Source organism: Endozoicomonas arenosclerae, from assembly GCF_001562015.1.
Classification (GTDB): Bacteria; Pseudomonadota; Gammaproteobacteria; order Pseudomonadales; family Endozoicomonadaceae; genus Endozoicomonas_A; species Endozoicomonas_A arenosclerae.
Genome location: NZ_LASA01000116.1, coordinates 29,608 through 47,821 on the forward strand (window position 1 = coordinate 29,608; position 18,214 = coordinate 47,821).

13 protein-coding genes are annotated in these 18,214 nt (G+C 47.1%); 4 read left to right on the top strand and 9 right to left on the bottom strand.

Going from position 1 to position 18,214, the window contains the following annotated elements; all coding sequences use genetic code 11:
* Window positions 1-4,959 carry a pilus assembly protein gene (locus tag WG89_RS18305; RefSeq protein WP_172806860.1) on the top strand — a complete coding sequence of 1,653 codons (4,959 nt, stop codon included), beginning with the start codon at window positions 1-3 and terminating at the stop codon, window positions 4,957-4,959.
* Window positions 4,960-4,961: 2 nt separating this feature from the next.
* A complete protein-coding gene (locus tag WG89_RS18310; RefSeq protein ID WP_062268580.1) occupies window positions 4,962-5,399 on the top strand; it encodes a type IV pilin protein in 438 nt (145 codons plus the stop codon).
* A gap of 53 nt (window positions 5,400-5,452) precedes the next feature.
* On the opposite strand, the gene WG89_RS18315 is transcribed toward WG89_RS18310, so the two are convergent.
* The 8 genes from WG89_RS18315 to murJ all read right to left on the bottom strand — a co-directional run bounded on the left by WG89_RS18315 (window position 5,453) and on the right by murJ (window position 15,034).
* Window positions 5,453-6,313, bottom strand: coding sequence for a D-hexose-6-phosphate mutarotase (locus WG89_RS18315; protein ID WP_062268581.1), 861 nt, complete (start codon window positions 6,311-6,313; stop codon window positions 5,453-5,455).
* 97 nt (window positions 6,314-6,410) lie between these two features.
* Window positions 6,411-7,355, bottom strand: a complete 945-nt coding sequence (ispH, locus tag WG89_RS18320) for a 4-hydroxy-3-methylbut-2-enyl diphosphate reductase (protein ID WP_062268582.1) — start codon at window positions 7,353-7,355, stop codon at window positions 6,411-6,413.
* Entirely contained in the window at window positions 7,352-7,837 is a 486-nt protein-coding gene (locus tag WG89_RS18325; RefSeq protein WP_062268583.1) for an FKBP-type peptidyl-prolyl cis-trans isomerase, read from the bottom strand. The genes ispH and WG89_RS18325 overlap by 4 nt, the downstream gene beginning before the upstream one ends.
* An 81-nt stretch (window positions 7,838-7,918) precedes the next feature.
* Complete coding sequence (gene lspA, locus WG89_RS18330) at window positions 7,919-8,413, bottom strand: signal peptidase II (protein WP_062268584.1); 495 nt, start codon at window positions 8,411-8,413, stop codon at window positions 7,919-7,921.
* 129 nt (window positions 8,414-8,542) lie between these two features.
* The gene (locus WG89_RS18335; RefSeq protein ID WP_153301674.1) at window positions 8,543-9,340 is read right to left on the bottom strand and encodes a hypothetical protein; all 798 of its coding nucleotides are present in this window, start codon (window positions 9,338-9,340) and stop codon (window positions 8,543-8,545) included.
* A gap of 91 nt (window positions 9,341-9,431) precedes the next feature.
* Entirely contained in the window at window positions 9,432-12,257 is a 2,826-nt protein-coding gene (gene ileS / locus WG89_RS18340) for an isoleucine--tRNA ligase (RefSeq protein ID WP_062268586.1), read from the bottom strand.
* Window positions 12,258-12,440: 183 nt separating this feature from the next.
* A complete protein-coding gene (gene ribF, locus WG89_RS18345) occupies window positions 12,441-13,364 on the bottom strand; it encodes a bifunctional riboflavin kinase/FAD synthetase (protein WP_062268587.1) in 924 nt (307 codons plus the stop codon).
* Between the two features lie 179 nt (window positions 13,365-13,543).
* Window positions 13,544-15,034: a murein biosynthesis integral membrane protein MurJ gene (gene murJ, locus WG89_RS18350; protein ID WP_062268588.1), complete on the bottom strand. Its 1,491-nt coding sequence runs from the start codon at window positions 15,032-15,034 to the stop codon at window positions 13,544-13,546.
* Between the two features lie 380 nt (window positions 15,035-15,414).
* Here murJ and rpsT point away from each other — a divergent pair, with 380 nt between their 5' ends.
* Together rpsT and WG89_RS18360 are read left to right on the top strand one after the other, a co-directional pair.
* On the top strand, window positions 15,415-15,681 hold the full coding sequence (rpsT, locus tag WG89_RS18355) for a 30S ribosomal protein S20 (protein WP_062268589.1): 267 nt from the start codon (window positions 15,415-15,417) through the stop codon (window positions 15,679-15,681).
* A 143-nt stretch (window positions 15,682-15,824) separates the two neighbouring features.
* Window positions 15,825-17,018 (top strand): hypothetical protein, encoded by a 1,194-nt coding sequence (locus WG89_RS18360; protein WP_153301675.1) that lies wholly within the window; start codon window positions 15,825-15,827, stop codon window positions 17,016-17,018.
* A 60-nt stretch (window positions 17,019-17,078) separates the two neighbouring features.
* On the opposite strand, the gene proB is transcribed toward WG89_RS18360, so the two are convergent.
* Window positions 17,079-18,209, bottom strand: coding sequence for a glutamate 5-kinase (proB, locus tag WG89_RS18365; protein ID WP_062268591.1), 1,131 nt, complete (start codon window positions 18,207-18,209; stop codon window positions 17,079-17,081).
* Window positions 18,210-18,214 lie beyond the last annotated feature (5 nt).

The window sequence follows — 18,214 nt, forward strand, 5'->3', positions numbered from 1 at the left end:
ATGAAATTTAGATCAATTAATGTAACACTGCTTACATCTATTTTACTCACTTCAAGCACTGCAACATGGAGTGACGATACCGATATTTTTCTGAGCAACCCAAATTACGATAGCTCAATCAAACCAAATGTTCTCTTTGTTCTTGATAATTCTGGATCGATGAACTGGGCGTTAACACGGAATAGCGATGCCCAGAATGGAGAAGATTCCAGGATGGATGTAATGCAAGAGTCATTTTCAGATATTCTTGGAAATGCATCCAATATTAATGCTGGCTTGATGAAACTTCATGCACGAAGTGGTGAATCTTCACGACTAACCTTTCCAGTTACTGACATTGACTCACCATATGGCAGTAATATTTTGCTAGATGGTACACCTACACTGCTTGAATCCAATGACGATGCGCAAGAATCTTTATCAGAACAGAGCGTTAACACAACATCAGAAAAACTGACTATTGGACTAACAGAAATACCTGGCACATCCAGCCAGGAGATTAACTCAACTATACAGTTTCCTGTTGATAATGCTGAGGGGGTCACAAACAGCGGACACTTCTGGTATAACACTAGTTACTTATCAATGTACCAGCATCCTGAATATGGTTATCAAACTAATGCTCTTTATTTTAGAAATCTGGGTATTCCATCTACAGCAACGATTGAAGAAGCAAAGATTATCTTTCGAGCAGCAGAAACGAACCATCAGGCTGCGACAGTAAGTATCAGTGCAGAAAAATCTAAAAGTGCCCAACCTCTTGATCAAGTAGTTCTTAGTAGTAGAAATAAGACAAATTCAGTTACTTGGAATATCGAGCAATGGTCAAATGATACAAGCTACGATACTGTTGATATCAGCGCAATCATTCAGGCCGTTGTAGATGACTCAAGTCTAAACTGGACGCCTGAAGAAGAATTAAACAACCTCGCGTTATTTTTTGAAACTGTAGAGGGTGATCGACAAGCATATAAAAATAATAGCTCCACGTCCTCTTCTAGACACCCTAAATTGTATATAAAATACTCAATCCAGTCACAAGAAATTGATAGTCTGGTAGGTGTTCGCTTCCAAACTGTTGGAGTACCACAAGGATCTACTATTTCAAGTGCCTCACTTCAGTTTACAGCAGCAGAAAATGATAACAGTCCAATTACTATAGAAGTTCAGGCAGGCAGACCTGAGAATAATAATAACAACTCATTTTCAAATTCTGATTCAAACCTCTCAAACAGGAGTATGTTTGATCCGATAGATTGGCTTCCTGGTCCATGGGCTATTGGGACGCCAGAGTCACCAAATCAGTATAGTGTTAATGTAACCTCTCTCTTTCAACAAGTAGTCAATGATAGTAACTGGTGTGGGAATGAAAGTGCTACGTTCTATCTTAAGAGAAAAGAAAATAGCCCAGAGGGCAAGAGGGTAGCGCATAGCTTTGATGGAGAAACTTCTAAAAAAGCCCGACTTGTTGTTGAGTATACCCCATCACCAAATGGTGGCTGCAGAAATGAAATAATAAATACCCGTATACAGTCTAACAATTTTGATGCTTATGAAAGGCTCAGCGGTAGTAATCGAAATAGAGTCTACCTCTACAATTCTGTATATGTAAGCACCTCAAGAATGGCTGCTTTACACTATCCCGGACTTCAACTTAGGAAAGACGCTACAATTCTTAGTGCTCACCTTGAGTTAACAGCAAGTCATAACCGAAATGGATCTGCCTCAATTGAGATCAGGGCTGAAGATACAGACAGTTCACTAGCTATAGCCAGTCAAAATCGCAATATAACCAACCGTTCTGGAAATGGAGTTTGGACTACAGCCTCCACAGCTTGGACAATTAACGAAGATTGGCAACAGTACACTACCTATCGTTCTCCTGATATCAAAGATGTGATAGAGGAAGTCATTGATAGAGATGGATGGAGTGCTGGGAATAACCTGACATTGCTTTTAAAAATGACGACAGGAAGCGAGAGAATATTTGTCAGTCATGATGATAACCCCACGTTCTCAGCAAGGCTTATATTAAAAGTAGCATCTGGGGGTGTGGATCAAAGCAGCGGTTATAAAGTTAAGGATCACCTGATCTCATTAGTAAACAATATGTACTCTGATGGAGGGACACCAATAGTACCCACCTATTATGAGGCAGCTCAGTACTTTCGAGGTAACAACAGCCCAATAGTCAACTCTTGTCAGTTTAATCATTTTGTTTTGCTTACTGATGGCCAAGCAAACAGTAATACACAATCTGCAGTAAACGGGATTGCTAGTTTGACTGGAGAAAACTGCTATTACGACAGTAATATTGACGGGGAAAGATGTGGAAGAACTCTCTCAGACTGGCTGGAAAATACAGATCTCAAGAGTAATATCGATGATAAAAATAACGTTACAACTCATACTATAGCTTTTGCAACCCAAGCTGATAACACTGCAAAAAGCTTCATGGAGGATATCGCTGCAGAAGGAGAAGGTGGCTTCTATACACCATCAAATGCACAAGAACTGTCAGATGCATTCAATAAAATCATTAATGAGATAAATGAGAAAGAGAGTACATTTGCGGCACCAGGTGTAGCAGCTAACTCATTTAACCAATCCCAACATCTGAATAAAATTTTTTACAGCGTATTCAAGCCTTCCCTCACTGATCGATGGATTGGTAATTTAAAAAAATACCAACTTCTGGAAAACAGCACTTCTGGTGTTACTGAAATCCACGATAGCAGTGAACCTGCTGTACCCGCTATTGACAGTAGCACTGGCTTTTTCAACGAATCCTCTCAAAGCTTCTGGAGTGCTACTCAAGATGGCAATAATGTTGATCAGGGTGGAGCTGCAAGCCGACTAAAAAATGCCAACGATAGAAAAATTTTCACCTACGTAGGAAACAGTCCTGCTGGAAATGCTGTATCAATAACCTCAGATAACAGGCTTTTAAAGACTACAAATACAGCCTTAACACCAGACTTGTTTGGCCTTAGCAGCAATAATGTATCCAGAAAAAATGATCTAATTAACTGGGCCAGGAATCCTAACACCTGGATGGGGGATCCACTCCATTCTACTCCCGCGCTGGTGAACTATCGCTGCAGGAATCAAACTGAACAAAACTTGTTCCAATGCAGTGAGGATAATCTAGAACTGGCACTATTTATCGGTAGTAACGATGGAATGTTCCATGCATTCGACACCAATCCTGCTAGCGGTGAAGAACTGAATATGGAGTATTTCTCATACATCCCTCAGGAGTTACTGCCGATTCTTGATACCCTTGAAAAGAATGAGTCAACAAGCCGGGTGGTTGGCCAACAAGGACGCCCATATGGATTGGATGGTGATATAACTGTATGGGTGAATGATAAAAATGGTAACGGTGTCATCTATGGCGGAGCGGATACGCTGGACTATGACAACGATAGCAGTACAAAGCTAATACCTGAAGACACTCTTAATCCTGGCGAGTTTGTATATGCCTATATTGGCATGCGACGAGGTGGACGAAATTACTATGCTCTGGATGTTACCGATCTAAGTAATCCAAAAATGCTATGGTTTATTCGTGGAGGTGAAGGTGACTTCAGCCGACTCGGTCAAACCTGGTCTAAGCCTATAAAAACTCAAATAAGAATAGGGAAAACACCAAATAGTTCTGCTGATACAAAGTTAAGTAGTAGCTTTACAGAGGTACTGGATGTTCTTGTGTTTTCGGGAGGTTATGACAACAGTCAAGATAGCTCTCCTACCTATCAATCTGACTCCATGGGAAATGCGTTATACATAGTTAATGCATCTACAGGGGAACTACTCTGGTCGGCTAGCACTGACAGTTCTTCTTCATTACAGTTAAATAAAATGCAGTACAGCATACCTGGTGGTGTAAGCCTTGCAGATTTACAAGGAGATGGATATCCAGATCAGATACTCTTTGGTGATACAGGTGGTCAGCTCTGGCGCCTGTACATAAATCAATGTATTCCTATCTCGGACAGTAATGGGGATTACAGCAATGATCACTGTGCAGTTACTTCAAGAAACGAGCTCTCTAACCTTGTATGGCCTTCAGATTCAGATGGAAGTGGAACTTGGGATGCAGACGATGGGGTTATGGCCTATTTAGGCTACCCAACAGTTCAGGGAACATCACCCTTAGCTCAATCTCAAAATGCACGTAAATTCTACACGCGTCCAGACATCACCACTTTTGGAAGAAATGGTCGCTTGAATATCGGTATTGCAATAGGCAGTGGAAAACGCTCAGACCCTCTAGGGCGGATTAATCAACATACTGAGGATCGTTTTTTCTTCATTACCAGTCAAGAGCTATACAACCCCAGTTTCAGCCCTGACGGCAGTTCAGACAATCATAAATCCAAGTTATCAGTTCCATCGCATACGATGTATGACGTCAACAATAGTGATTTAGTGGAAGTAGGATACTCTCAAAACTCTGATGGTGACTACGTTACTTCAATACCGTCTGGCTCAGACACTCTAGAAAATGGTTGGTATTTAAAAATGTCTACCTTGCCTGGCCTTCATGAGAAAGTAATGAGTGACCCAACTATATATAACAGCACTATATACTTCAGCAGCTTTACCCCAGAGGCTGACGCCACCAACACGTGCTCTGCAGTAACAGGTCGAAGTTACTCTTGGGAAGTCAAACTGGACGGAGAAATAATAGAACGTCGAAGAATCAATACTAACGGTATAGTGGATGCTTCTGTTTTTATTCGATTGGCTGACGGTGGAACTCCTGGTGATGGAACTCCTGGTGGAGGAACTCCTGGTGGAGGAACTCCTGGTGGAGGAACTCCTGGTGGTGGAACTCCCGGCGGTGAAACTCCCGGTGGTGGTTCGACTTGTCTAATGTTTAACGGAACCGATGGGAAAGAAGTCAGCTGCCCTGATTTTGAAGGCAGCAGTTACTGGAGACAGGTTAGATAGCCATGAAAATTAAAATCAATAATGCGGAAGGCTTTACCCTGATAGAGATGATGATTGTTATCGCAATCATTGGGGTTTTAGCCGCTGTAGCTATCCCCAGTTATAACCAACACGTTCAGGATACCGCTGCTACAGACGCAAGAGCTTCACTGATTGGGTTGGCTAACGCTATGGAAAGGCATAGAGCTCAGAACGGCTCTTATCTGGGTGCAGCTGATGGAGGTGCTAATAATGGTGCACCTACGGTATATCACAGGCAAAGCCCTGAAACAGGACAGGCTAACTTTAACCTTACGATAACTGTTCCTGCTGGAGGGGCGACATATACTTTAACTGCCACGGCTACGGGTGGTTCTGGTATAACTGCTGGAGATACAATAACTCTTACCTCTATTGGACAAAGGGCTGGAACAGGTACTCTAGCTAACGCCTGGAACTAGTCACAAAAAAGCCCTCAGCAAAGCTGAGGGCTCCCTTCAAAAAACCAAAAAAATCAATCAACAAAAATCTCAGCCGTCATGGTATGACTTACACCAGATTCCAACTCAACAGGCACCTGCGGTAACGTCATGGTTTCAACACAGACCATGGACTTGTAGTCGTCTGTTGGGACATCATGCATTTTTTCTGCGCGGATCGGGCCTGGGTTCCAGACGACTGTTCCGTTGCTGCCGGATTTTTTGATGGTTATTTTTCTGCCTAAGCCTGGATCGTGGAGGATGCAGGTTTCCGTGTCATCAATGTAGGTTCTGTCGACTTCACCCTTGATGGTGACATCGCCTTCTTGAATGCAGGCTCGTCCTTCGTCGGCTTCGTCCAGGTAATGTTCTCCATCCAAGCCTTCAACCCAGATCAAGTCGGTATTTGAGACAGTGAAGTATGTATGCAGAGCCTGACTGATTTCTACTTTTTTCTCTCCAGTGTTTTTGGAAGCCAGACTGATTTTTAAAGTTTCACCCACAATCACTTCGATACTCAGGGCTGCCTGTCCATCCCACTCAGGGATACTTTCAACAGGTAGAGATAGCACTACTCTGCTTTCACCACTCTCAAGCGCTTCGGATAACTCCAGTTTCCACAATTGAGTGCGGGCAAAACCATGGTTAGGGCCACCTTCTTTGCGAGGGCCAAACCATGGCCAGCAGACAGGTACCCCACCACGAATAGGCTTACCCTCGGACATATCCGCCAACGGACTCATCCATAGTACTTTTTCCTGACCCTGTGGCTGATAGCTCATTACCTGTCCACCCTGCAAAGAAATCATAGCCTTCGCGAAACGATTCTCAATTTCCAGAACAGGCACAGCTCCCATCATTCTTGGTTTGATAGCGGGATCAGTTTGAAAAGTCATAGCAAAACTTCCTGCGTTGATAGAGGGGTAAGTCAGTGCAACAAATTTTATTATTCGAATATGACAAAAAGCCCACTGACGTGGGCTTTTGGGGGATTCAAGCTTCTACGATACGAAGCTCTTTGGGCATGGTGAAGACAACATTTTCCTCTTCACCTTCAAGCTCTTCCGGCTCATCTGCACCCAGTTCAATTAAACGATTAATGACGCCTTTAACCAGGACTTCCGGGGCCGATGCACCTGCAGTAATGCCAAGGCTTTGTTTACCTTCCAACCATTCGGGCTTGATGTCATCAGCACCATCAACCAAGTAGGCTGACGAACCCGTTCTTTCTGCCAGTTCACGCAGACGATTGGAATTAGAGCTATTCACAGAACCCACTACAAACACTGCATCGCATTCTGTGGCCAAAGCTTTTACAGCATCCTGGCGGTTCTGTGTGGCATAGCAGATATCGTCTTTTCTCGGACCCTGAATTTTTGGAAACTTGACTCTCAGAGCATCTATTACTCTAGCAGTGTCGTCCATTGAAAGCGTTGTCTGAGTCACATAAGCAAGATGTTCCGGATTTCTAACATCCAGTTTTTGGACATCTTCTTCCGTTTCCACCAGATACATGGTTCCGCCTTTAGAGGCATCGTACTGACCCATGGTGCCTTCCACTTCCGGATGACCATCATGACCAATCAGCACACACTCCATTCCATCACGGGAATAGCGGACGACTTCCATATGTACTTTTTTGACCAGCGGGCAGGATGCATCAAACACTTTCAGGCCTCGGCGATCGGCTTCTTCTTCCACAGCCTTGGAAACACCGTGAGCACTGAAGATAACAATAACGTCATCGGGTACCTGATGAAGCTCTTCGACAAAAACAGCACCGCGCGCCTTGAGGTTTTCAACCACAAACTTATTGTGAACTACTTCATGGCGCACATAGATAGGCGGCCCAAATACATCCAGAGCTCGATTGACGATGTCGATTGCCCGGTCAACGCCTGCACAGAATCCCCGGGGATTTGCCAGCCTGATTTTCATGCCTCAGTGCTCTCTCTTTGTGTATGAGCTTCTGGAGTTTGAGCCACTTGAGTGATATTCAGAATTTTCACCTCAAACAGCAGCTCTTTGCCAGCCAGCGGGTGGTTGAAGTCTACCTCAACATGGCTTTCTGTAAGCCCTGTTACCACACCTGCCAGCTCTGAATTGGCCGCATCTGCAAAAGACACCACCAGACCTTCCTGCAGGTCCATATCACCAGAAAAAGTGTCTCTGGCAAACTCTCTGATGTTTTCAGGATTGGGCATACCAAAAGCTCCTGCAGGAGGGATTCTGTAGCTGCCCTGATCGCCAGCTGTCAGCCCGTAGATAACCTGTTCAAAGCCCTGAGGCAAGTTACCATCACCTACTACAAAGGAAGCAGGCTGACCCTCAAAGTTGCTGTCTACCACCTGCCCGTCTTCCAGTTTCAGGGCAAAGTGCAGAGTCACCTGCTTGCCAGGTCCTACCACAACATCAGACATTGTTTTTCTAAACCCGCTCTCGAAAAATCCATTCACAGACAGAGGCAGGCCATGATCAGCCCACCTCAAAATCCAATATACTCAGCTCTGGCTTGCTGGTTGCGATCGGAACATGTCCAGAATCAGCATGCCAGCTCCAATGGTGATTGCCACATCCGCAAGATTGAACGATGGGAAATACCAGCGATCATAATACACCAGCAGAAAGTCTACGACGTAGCCATTCATGACCCGATCATAGAGATTACCCATTGCGCCACCCAGTATCAGCGCCATGGAGCATGCCTGCCAGCTTTCCTCTTTTTTCATGCGGATAAGCCAGCTAACCAGCATAAGGCTGACAACTGAAGCTACTCCAACAAAGAACCACCTTTGCCAGCCCCCCTGATCACTCAAAAAGCTGAACGCAGCGCCGGTATTATAGGCCAGAGTCAGTGAGAAAAAGGATGGAATGACAGGCATCTGCTCATAAAGATAGAAGCTGTCCACTATAAGGTGCTTAACCACCTGATCCAGAATCAGAACCGCTCCGCTGATCCACAACCAGTGGAGCATTCCCCAGGATTTGTTTCTCATACCATTGAGGCCCTGTTTTAAACTGTTTTAGCCTGTCCCAGTCTAAATCTTATGTCGAGTCGCATAAATATCGATATGGTAACAAACCGAAATAGAAGATAATGTTCTAAGGCAATAACCGAAAAAACCTTACCCTTCCACTGTCTGACTGCTTGCCTTTGTAGTCCATAAATACAGAACCAGCATATAGAGCACAGCCACCAAAAGAGAGACTATTGTACCAAATTCAATACCCAATGCGGGATAGCTCCAGTGAATTGAGTAGGCATAAAGCACCAAAGAACCTAAGCCAAAAGGAAAGTTCTTGATAAGCGTCTGAACATGGAGCGGTCCGTAGCTCAAATGAATAATCAGTAACAACGGGAATACCGTGACCGGAAAAGCACTGAAGAGCCCCGACCAGGTCGGCCCTACACTTTCTGCCACACCTGTAATAACAAGAACAATCAGAGTTGCTAAAACAGCTCTTAGAAGCAACAACTTCCAGCTTGATCGGGCACGACCTTCAATTTTTATATTCTTGATGGGTGTCAGGAACTGTATGGCCAGATAGATAGCTAAAAATGGCAGCAGGAGAGCAGTCACAAAGTTGGCTGAGACAAACTTCAGTACCATCGCTGAAAGCAGAAAAACCAAAGTGGATATCACTGCTGCTATAGCAACCGAACTTCTTTTAATCTTTTGACTGACCTGATACCAGCTGATGACCAGCATCAGAGAAGCAACAAATCCCAAACCGGTATGAAAAGCCCCTTCTGCAACAAAGTCTGGCCCCTGATCCAGGCCAATAAAATAGATGGTGATAGCGGTCCCTAATGGAAAGCCTGACAAAACGCCCGCAATCCGGGTGCTGACTCGCTCAGCAATGACCGACAGAACCATTACCGCCGCTACCGAGACCACTACTTTTGCCAGTAACAACTCCACCCGATACCCCCATAAACATCAAGAGTCTTAAATGATTCACAACAAAAAATGCCCGAACGTTGTCGGGCATTTCAGGGTTCAAGATGATCTATCAGGCAAAGTGTCTGACTTCACCTTCACCATCGACATTCTCCACACAACGACCACAGAGTGTAGGGTGAGCTTCAATGGTGCCTACGTCTTCACGACGGTGCCAGCAGCGATCACACTTCTCATGTTCAGACTTGCGAACCGCTACTTTCAATCCTTCCACGTCAGTATCCACACAATCGGCAGCTTCAGCCAGAGGCTTCAGTTCTGCCTTGGAGGTAATCAGAACAAAGCGCAGCTCATCACCCAGCTTAGCCAGTGCCTGCAGCAACTCATCATTAGCGAATAATGTGACTTCTGCCTCAAGACCACCACCGATGACACTTTCTTTACGGGCATCTTCAAGGGCTTTGTTGACAGCATGTTTTACTGCCATGACAGAATTCCAGTAGTCACGACCAAGCTCATCACCTTCCAGACTCTTTAAGCCTTCATACCAGGTTTCCAGTAGCACAGACTGGCTGCGCTTGCCTGGCATAGCCTGCCAGAGTTCATCAGCGGTAAAGCTGGTGATGGGCGCAATCCAGCGAGCAAAAGCTTCTACGATCTGGTACATGGCAGTCTGACAGCTACGACGCGCCAAACTGTCTGACTTGGTTGTGTACTGACGATCCTTGATGATATCCAGATAGAAACCACCCAGATCCAGGGAACAGAAGTTATGCACTTTCTGATACACGTTCAGGAAGTTATAGCTGTCGTAAGATTCAATCACTTCTTCCTGCAGACGCATGGCACGATCCACAGCCCAGCGATCCAGAGACAGCATATCGTCCCAGGCTACGCTGTCGGTTTCAGGGTTGAAACCATTCAGATTAGACAGCAGGAAGCGAGCTGTATTTCGAATACGACGATAACTGTCTGCAGTACGCTTCAGGATTTCATCGGAAACCGTCATCTCTGCAGTGTAATCCGTCGCAGAAACCCACAGGCGAAGAATATCAGCACCCAAAGATTTGAATACCTTCTGCGGCGCAATGACATTCCCCAGAGACTTGGACATCTTGCGGCCATTAGCATCTACTGTGAAACCATGGGTCAGCAGCTGCTTATAAGGAGGCACGCCTTTAGTGGCAATACCTGTCTTCAGAGAGGACTGGAACCAGCCACGATGCTGGTCAGAACCTTCTACATAAATATCAGCCGGTGAACGCAGGCCGTCACGACGATCCAGTACGGAGACGTGAGTCACACCTGAGTCGAACCATACATCCAGAGTATCAGTCACTTTGACATAGTTTTCTGCATCTTCAGCAGACAGCAGATCCGCTGGTGACAAATCAAACCAGGCATCCATACCTTCCTGCTCAACTTTCTGCGCCACCTTCTCGATCAGGGCTGAAGTTTCTGGATGCAGTTCTTCGGTTTCCTTGTGGATAAACAAGGCAATGGGCACACCCCAGGTACGCTGTCGGGAAATACACCAGTCAGGGCTCTGACCCAACATGGATTCCATGCGGTTACGACCCCAGTCAGGCGTAAACTTCACGGTATCCAGAGACTTCATGGCGGTGTCCAGCAGACCTTCTTTTTCCATGCTGATGAACCACTGGGGTGTAGCACGGAAAATCAGAGGTGTTTTGGTTCTCCAGCAGTGTGGATAACTGTGCACCATCTTGTCCTGAGCCAGCAGACGACCTTTTTCGACAACCACATCAACAATCTTTGGATCGACTTTATAAACGTGCTCACCGGCAAACAACTCAACATTGCTACGGTAGATACCGGCATCGTCCAGATAGTTCAGAGTGCCAATGCCGTATTTTTTGCCGACATTAAAGTCATCCACACCGTGGTCAGGTGCCGTGTGTACACAGCCAGTACCTGCATCGGTGGTCACGTGATCACCCAGAATCAGAGGAATCTCACGACTGTAGAAAGGATGGGCAACTTTCTTGCCTTCCAGTCTTGCACCCAGAGTGCGGGCAATGATGGTGTAATCTTCTATGCCATAACGCTGCATGGCAGATTCAACCAACTGTTCACCCAGAATCAGTCGAGCTGGCTGGCCGTTTACTTCACATTGGATCAGGGCATAACCTAGTTCTGCACCCAGAGTAACCGCCTGGGAAGATGGCAGAGTCCAGGGCGTGGTTGTCCAGATAACAACGGCTACTTCACCTTCACCGTGCTCTTCACCTTCAAAGTTAAAGGCAGAAAGCAGATCAGCTTCATCCAGAGCGGCATAACGCACATCAATCTGGATAGAGGTTTTTTCCTGGTATTCCACTTCCGCTTCCGCCAGAGCAGAACCGCCCACCACACTCCAGTAAACAGGCTTGTAACCTTTTACCAGGTGACCGTTATCGGTGATCTTGCCCAGGGCACGAATAATGTCGGCTTCTGTCTGGAAGTCCATGGTCAGGTAAGGCTTATCCCAGGTTCCCAGGATACCCATGCGTTTGAAGTCTTCACGCTGACCATCAACCTGCTTGGCAGCATACTCACGACACTTGGCGCGGAATGTTTTGAAGTCGACCTTGTCACCCGCCTTACCCAGCATGCCTTCTACTTTGTGCTCGATAGGCAGACCGTGACAGTCCCAACCTGGAACATAAGGTGCGTCAAAACCACTGAGAGTTTTGGACTTGATGATCATGTCTTTGATGATTTTGTTAACCGCATGACCGATGTGAATATCGCCGTTGGCGTAAGGAGGGCCATCGTGCAGAATGAACTTGTCACGACCTTCAGTTACCTTGCGAATCTCTTCGTAAAGCCCCTGGTCGTACCAGCGCTTGAGCATTTCAGGCTCACGCTTGGCCAGATTTCCACGCATCGGGAAATCAGTCTCCGGCAAGTTCAATGTATGCTTATAGTCGGTCATAGTTGGATCTCATCATCACACTTCTCGTGGGCTCCATTGCCAAACACAAGAATCATCCCAAACAGTTTTCAGAAATGTCGTTTCACGGAACAACACCTCTGGTAAATCTTCACCGAAACCTTTTTCAGCCAAAGAACGGCTAAAAATCCTTATCTATCAAATCTCACTGACTTAAGGCGTGGCCTACTGATGAAAAAAGCTTTTTGCTGCTTCTACATCGTCAGCAATCGCTGCCTTGAGGGCATCCAGCGATTCAAATTTTTTCTCACTGCGGATCTTGTGAATAAACTCAACCCGCAAGGTATGGCCATAAAGGTCACCCTGATAGTCCAGCAGGTGCACCTCCAGCATCGCCCGGGTAGCATTCACTGTAGGTCTTACCCCAAGATTGGCTACCGCGTCATGACTTCTGCCATCCAGCCAGACCCTGACCGCAAATACACCCTGAATGGGCAAAGTGCGTCTACATACCCGAATATTTGCGGTAGGAAAGCCTAACTGCCTGCCCAGTTGCTGTCCCTTGATGACACGCCCCATCATGGTAAAGGGACGTCCCAGCAGTTTATCTGCCGCCTCAAGTTCTACAGTAGCCAGCAATTCACGAATCCGGGTACTGCTGATACGGCCCATATCCATGGAAACGGTACGGGTATCGCAGACTTCAAACCCGAATTGATCGCCCATTTTACGCAGATGAGCAAAATTGCCCTGACGATTCAGCCCGTAACGGAAATCATCACCTACTATCAGATAGCGTATATCCAGCCCATCAACCAGCACCTTCATAACAAATTCGTCCGGTGTCAGGTTTTGCAGCTTCTGATTAAAAGGCAGACAAAGCACCTGATCAACACCGGCCTCCTCCAGAAGAGTCAACTTTTCTCTCAGGTTTGAAAGCCTGGGAGGCGCCTGATCACCCTGAAAATATTCCCGGGGCTGAGGTTCAAAAGTAATCACACAAACCCTGACGCCCAGTTCAAAGGCTTGCTGCCGCAGTGTCTCCAGGATCGTGCGGTGCCCCAGATGAACACCATCAAAATTACCAATGGTCGCAACACAGGCGCGATGCTCTGGTCTGATATTGTGCATTCCGCGAATCAACTGCATTGGGCGGTTTATTCTCTGTTAGGCTGGCAAAAGCAGGGATTATATCTCAGGAGCGTTTTGGACTTAAGAGCCACGACCATGAAATCACCGCACTTTTTTAAAGACAATGTATTTTCGGCTCGTAATATTTCAACCGGAAAGAAGGACAGACAGAGATACTGCCTGCCCAATATTAGCCTTTAATGCTTGAAGTGGGCTGGACGGACACCAACAACCAGTAGAGATACTCCATAGACAGCCAGTCCTGCTCCCACTACTTTTGACATTTCCAGGGCACGCTGCCAGAGCGTTGCATCCAGCCACCAGTTCACATCACCCGCCATCCAGAGCAGTAATGCCGCCATAGCCAGATTGGCAAAAACCAGACGTCCCCCGAATAACAACCAGCCAGATCCAGGGGTAAACACGCCAGAACGCTTTAACCCCCAAAACAATAACCCTGCATTCAAGAAGGCGGACAAGGTAGTGGCCAGCGCCAGTCCAGCATGCTTCAGCCAGAACACCAGCATCAGGTTTAACACCATATTGGCCACCATAGCAATAATGGCGATTTTTACCGGCGTCTTGGTATCCTGACGGGCAAAGTAACCGGGTGCCAGAACCTTGATCATCATGAAAGCAATCAGACCGAGAGAGTATGCACGCAGACTCATCCCAGCCATAATCACATCCCGGTTCTGCATCTCACCGTAATCAAATAGAGTCGCCAATAAAGGTTCTGAAAGAATAAACAACGCTATCCCGGCAGGCACACCAATCAACAATACAAGACGTATGGCCCAGTCCAGGGTTTTGGAGAATTGATCGCCCGAGTCTTCAGCATGCTTTCGTGAAAGACTGGGCAAAATAACCGTAGCAATAGCTATTCCAAAGACGCCAAGTGGCAACTCTGACAAACGGTCCGAATAATACAGCCAGGATACACTGCCCGTTTCCAGAAATGAGGCCAGCACGGTATCCAGCAACAAGTTGATTTGGCTGACAGATACCCCAAACAGAGCTGGAATCATCAGCTTCATGATTCGTCTGACACCTTCATGCTTATGGCCCCACTTTGGAGCAGGCAGCAGACGAATTTGCAGAAGAAAAGGTATCTGCAATAAAAGCTGGGATACACCGGCAATCACCACCCCCCAGGCCAAAGCCATAACAGGCTCAGCAAACCAGGGGGTCAGGAACAGGGTGGAGCAGATTAAGCTCAGATTCAAGAGAACCGGAGTGAAAGCGGGTACAGCAAAACGGTTATAACTATTGAGAATAGAGCCTGCCAGAGCTGTCAATGAGATCAGAAACAGATAAGGAAAGGTGATCCTCAGCATCTCTCCCGCCAGCAGTAGCTTCTCGGGGTACTCCATAAAGCCGGGGGCAAACAACCGAATCAATATCGGTGAAGCCAGCATGCAGACCAGAGTCACCAATAGCAGTAACCCAGCCAGCGTACCACTGACCCGGCTGACCAGATAACGCACTTCATCAAAGCTGCGTTTGGTTCGGTACTCCGATAACACAGGCACAAAAGCCTGGGAGAAGGCCCCCTCGGCAAACAGGCGACGGAGAAAATTGGGAATTTTAAAGGCTACAAAAAAAGCATCAGCGGAAGCAGTGGAACCAAAGTACCCAGCAATAACCACATCCCGAGCCAATCCCAGCACCCGGGACAGCATGGTCATTATGCCCACAACCAGGCTCGATCTCAGCAAACTGGGCGATTTGCCCTTATCCTCGCCTTGGGGCGGGCTCTCTGAAAAGTTCTCTGTGGACATTCAGGTCGCTCAAACGATCAAAAACCGGCAATACTACTCAGTTGCCAGGGCCATTAACAGCATGATGCGGGTTTGCGCGCCATAACGTCAAGAAGCCTTATTGACAACCCCTGTCCAAATAGGCATGATTCCGCGACTTGACTGTATGGGTATGGCACTGGTGAAACCCTTGCCCGGGGGTTTTGATCCGGTGACGCGGCAAACTCCATACTCACAACAGGGTGCCCGAAGCAGCCCTGTTTAAGAACAGTGCAAACGGTTAATTAAGATTCTTAGGAGCACCACAAATGGCTAACTCACCATCTGCCAAGAAGCGCGCCCGTCAGGCTGAACAGCGTCGTACTCACAACGCTTCCCTGCGTTCCATGGTTCGTACTTCTATCAAGAAAGTTGTTCGCGCCATCGAAGCCAAAGACGCTGAGCTGGCTAAAACTGAATACACTGCGGCTGTACCCGTAATCGACCGTATGGCCGACAAAGGTATCATCCACAAGAACAAGGCTGCTCGTCATAAGAGCCGTCTGAATGCACAGATCAAAGCTCTGTCTGCATAATGTTCAGCCCTTGCACGGCAAGGGCATGATAAAAAAAGCCGGTTTTTACCGGCTTTTTTTATACCTTTACAAATTGAAACTTAAAATTCACAACTATACTTCCGCATTGTTTCTTCCTACCCCTCTCAATGAGGATTTTGACTATGCGGTTTGTTTATTCCCTACTCTTACTAACTCTCACCTGCCTCACCACATCACTCTCTTATGCGACACCTATTCCCGAACAGAGCACCCTGGTCTTTTGCGCCCTGAAAGGCAGCTCCTCTGAAATGATTAGCGACATAGGGGTAGCCAAATTTGACTACAAAATAAACCCAGTCAAGGCTGCCGCAATAGCGCAAGAGACTGTTTCAAACTTCCCAACACTCCCATTGGTCGTCTGCACAGGCGAACTTTCAAAGATGAGGGATAAAGTCAAAATTGACCCCAATCTTGCTGCAACCAACAACGACCTGGAAACTTTTCAGAATATCTCGAATGCCTTTGCAAGGGCAGAAACGGAACTCTACCCCCTAAAATCCAGAGATGGTTATGAGTTTACTTACCGCAGCATATCTCCAGAGGATACAAAAGATATTTTCAAACGCTCTATTATTGAGCAGAAATCGGCCACAAGTGGCGGCCTGAGTAGCTACATGAGCAAGAACACAGGCATGCTCCTGCTTCTCCCCCCCTTGGTATTCACTGTTAGCGGCGCGCCTGAATTCACCATTTACTATTTACTGGGGCTTGGGATCGGTATTTCATTCCACCAAACAGGTGTCTGGAATTCGCTCACCGTACTGGCATTAAACACGGCTGGTATTGCTGCTCAAGCAGGCCTGCTCTTCCAGCAAAACCAGGGAGCCGACTTCGAAGACGACTGGAATACTGGAGGTTATGCCAAAGACTCTGTAAAAGCAGAATACCAGAAGCTTAAAGACGCAGATGCAGACTACAATGCCGTAGCAACAACTACATGGGCTGTTCTTACCAGCCAGGTTGCAGTGGCTTCATTTACATTCAACTCCATGAAAATTGCCGCATCCAAGTACCTGGGCATGACTACAACTCAAGCGCTGGGCGTTTCATTTGGTCAGGCCGCTTTTAACATCCTCTTTGAAAACGTAACAGGCTCTCCTCTGGAAGACTGGATACCCATTTTCAAATACGATGAAAATTACAGCGCCATCAGTGCCAGGAACTGGCCTTATTACGGCAAGAAAGTCGTTGTTAGCAATTTCGCCCTGATTGGCTGGGCAGCCAAACAATCACAATGGATTGCCGGAAAGGCTGGCTGGGTAGGCGGGCACTTAGGAAAGGCAGTGACATTTATGTGGAAAAAGAAGAAAAGTTAATCGGCTAAGATGAAAATCGGGATCAGATCATGAAGCCTCATATCTGATCCCACTGCAGAATCAATACCCGGCAAGCACCATATTGTCACGGTGCAACAACTCCGGCTCACCAGAATAACCCAGCAACTCACTCATCAGATGACTGGGCTTACCTATCACTTTTCGGGCATCTCCCGAGCCGTAATTGATCAGACCCCGTGCCACCTCATTACCGGCTTCATCAACACAGGCAACCATCTCACCCCGCAGGAAGTTCCCGCTGACAGCTTTCACCCCTACGGGCAAAAGACTCTTTCCCTGATTACGCAAAACATCAACAGCTCCAGCATCCAACACCAATTGACCGGAGGTTTGCATATGCCCCTGCAGCCACTGTTTGCGGGCAGCCATCCGCTCATGATCCGGTGTCAGTAGCGTTCCCAGCGCTTCTTGCTGATACAAACGGCTTATAACATTCTCAATCTTGCCACCAACAATCACTGTCGCAGCACCTGAGGCAGCAGCCTGGCGGGCAGCCCTGAGCTTGGTCTGCATACCTCCCCGACCAAGACGACCACTGCCTCCACCGGCCATGGCATCCAGAGCCGAATCCTGAGCGCGAGCCTCAGTCATCAGCTCGGCAGCCGGATCTTTTCTTGGGTCTGCTGTGTAGAGTCCATCCTGGTCAGTAAGAATAACCAGAACATCCGCTTCAACCAGATTGGCTACCAGCGCACCCAAAGTGTCATTGTCACCGAAGCGAATCTCATCCGTCACAACGGTGTCATTCTCATTGACGACAGGCACAACCCCCATATCGAGAAGAGTTCTGAGGGTACTGCGGGCATTAAGGTAACGCTGGCGATTGCTGTGATCGGCATGAGTCAGCAAAACCTGGGCTGGCTGGACATTTCGTCTTTGAAAGCTGGTTTCCCAGGTTTGAACCAACCGGGTCTGCCCTACGGCTGCAGCAGCCTGAAGCTCATTCAAAGCGGTCGGTCGCTCTTTTTGCCCAAGCTTTTCCATACCTGCAGCCACAGCTCCCGATGAAACCAACACCAGCTCTATGCCCTGATTGCGAAGCTCACACAACTGCTCAACCCAGCCATCGATCTGGTCAGTTGCAAGGCCTCGCCCTTCATTGGTTAACAGGGCACTGCCGATTTTGACAACCCAGCGCCGGGCTGTTTTCAGCCTGCCACGCTCACTCATACCGC

Excerpts from the sequence above, each read along its gene's own strand:
- WG89_RS18305 (WP_172806860.1), top strand. The coding sequence starts at position 1 with ATGAAATTTAGATCAATTAATGTAACACTGCTTACATCTATTTTACTC.
- WG89_RS18310 (WP_062268580.1), top strand. The coding sequence starts at position 4,962 with ATGAAAATTAAAATCAATAATGCGGAAGGCTTTACCCTGATAGAGATG.
- WG89_RS18315 (WP_062268581.1), bottom strand. The coding sequence starts at position 6,313 with ATGACTTTTCAAACTGATCCCGCTATCAAACCAAGAATGATGGGAGCT.
- ispH (WP_062268582.1), bottom strand. The coding sequence starts at position 7,355 with ATGAAAATCAGGCTGGCAAATCCCCGGGGATTCTGTGCAGGCGTTGAC.
- WG89_RS18325 (WP_062268583.1), bottom strand. The coding sequence starts at position 7,837 with ATGTCTGATGTTGTGGTAGGACCTGGCAAGCAGGTGACTCTGCACTTT.
- lspA (WP_062268584.1), bottom strand. The coding sequence starts at position 8,413 with ATGAGAAACAAATCCTGGGGAATGCTCCACTGGTTGTGGATCAGCGGA.
- ileS (WP_062268586.1), bottom strand. The coding sequence starts at position 12,257 with ATGACCGACTATAAGCATACATTGAACTTGCCGGAGACTGATTTCCCG.
- ribF (WP_062268587.1), bottom strand. The coding sequence starts at position 13,364 with ATGCAGTTGATTCGCGGAATGCACAATATCAGACCAGAGCATCGCGCC.
- murJ (WP_062268588.1), bottom strand. The coding sequence starts at position 15,034 with ATGACCATGCTGTCCCGGGTGCTGGGATTGGCTCGGGATGTGGTTATT.
- rpsT (WP_062268589.1), top strand. The coding sequence starts at position 15,415 with ATGGCTAACTCACCATCTGCCAAGAAGCGCGCCCGTCAGGCTGAACAG.
- WG89_RS18360 (WP_153301675.1), top strand. The coding sequence starts at position 15,825 with ATGCGGTTTGTTTATTCCCTACTCTTACTAACTCTCACCTGCCTCACC.
- proB (WP_062268591.1), bottom strand. The coding sequence starts at position 18,209 with ATGAGTGAGCGTGGCAGGCTGAAAACAGCCCGGCGCTGGGTTGTCAAA.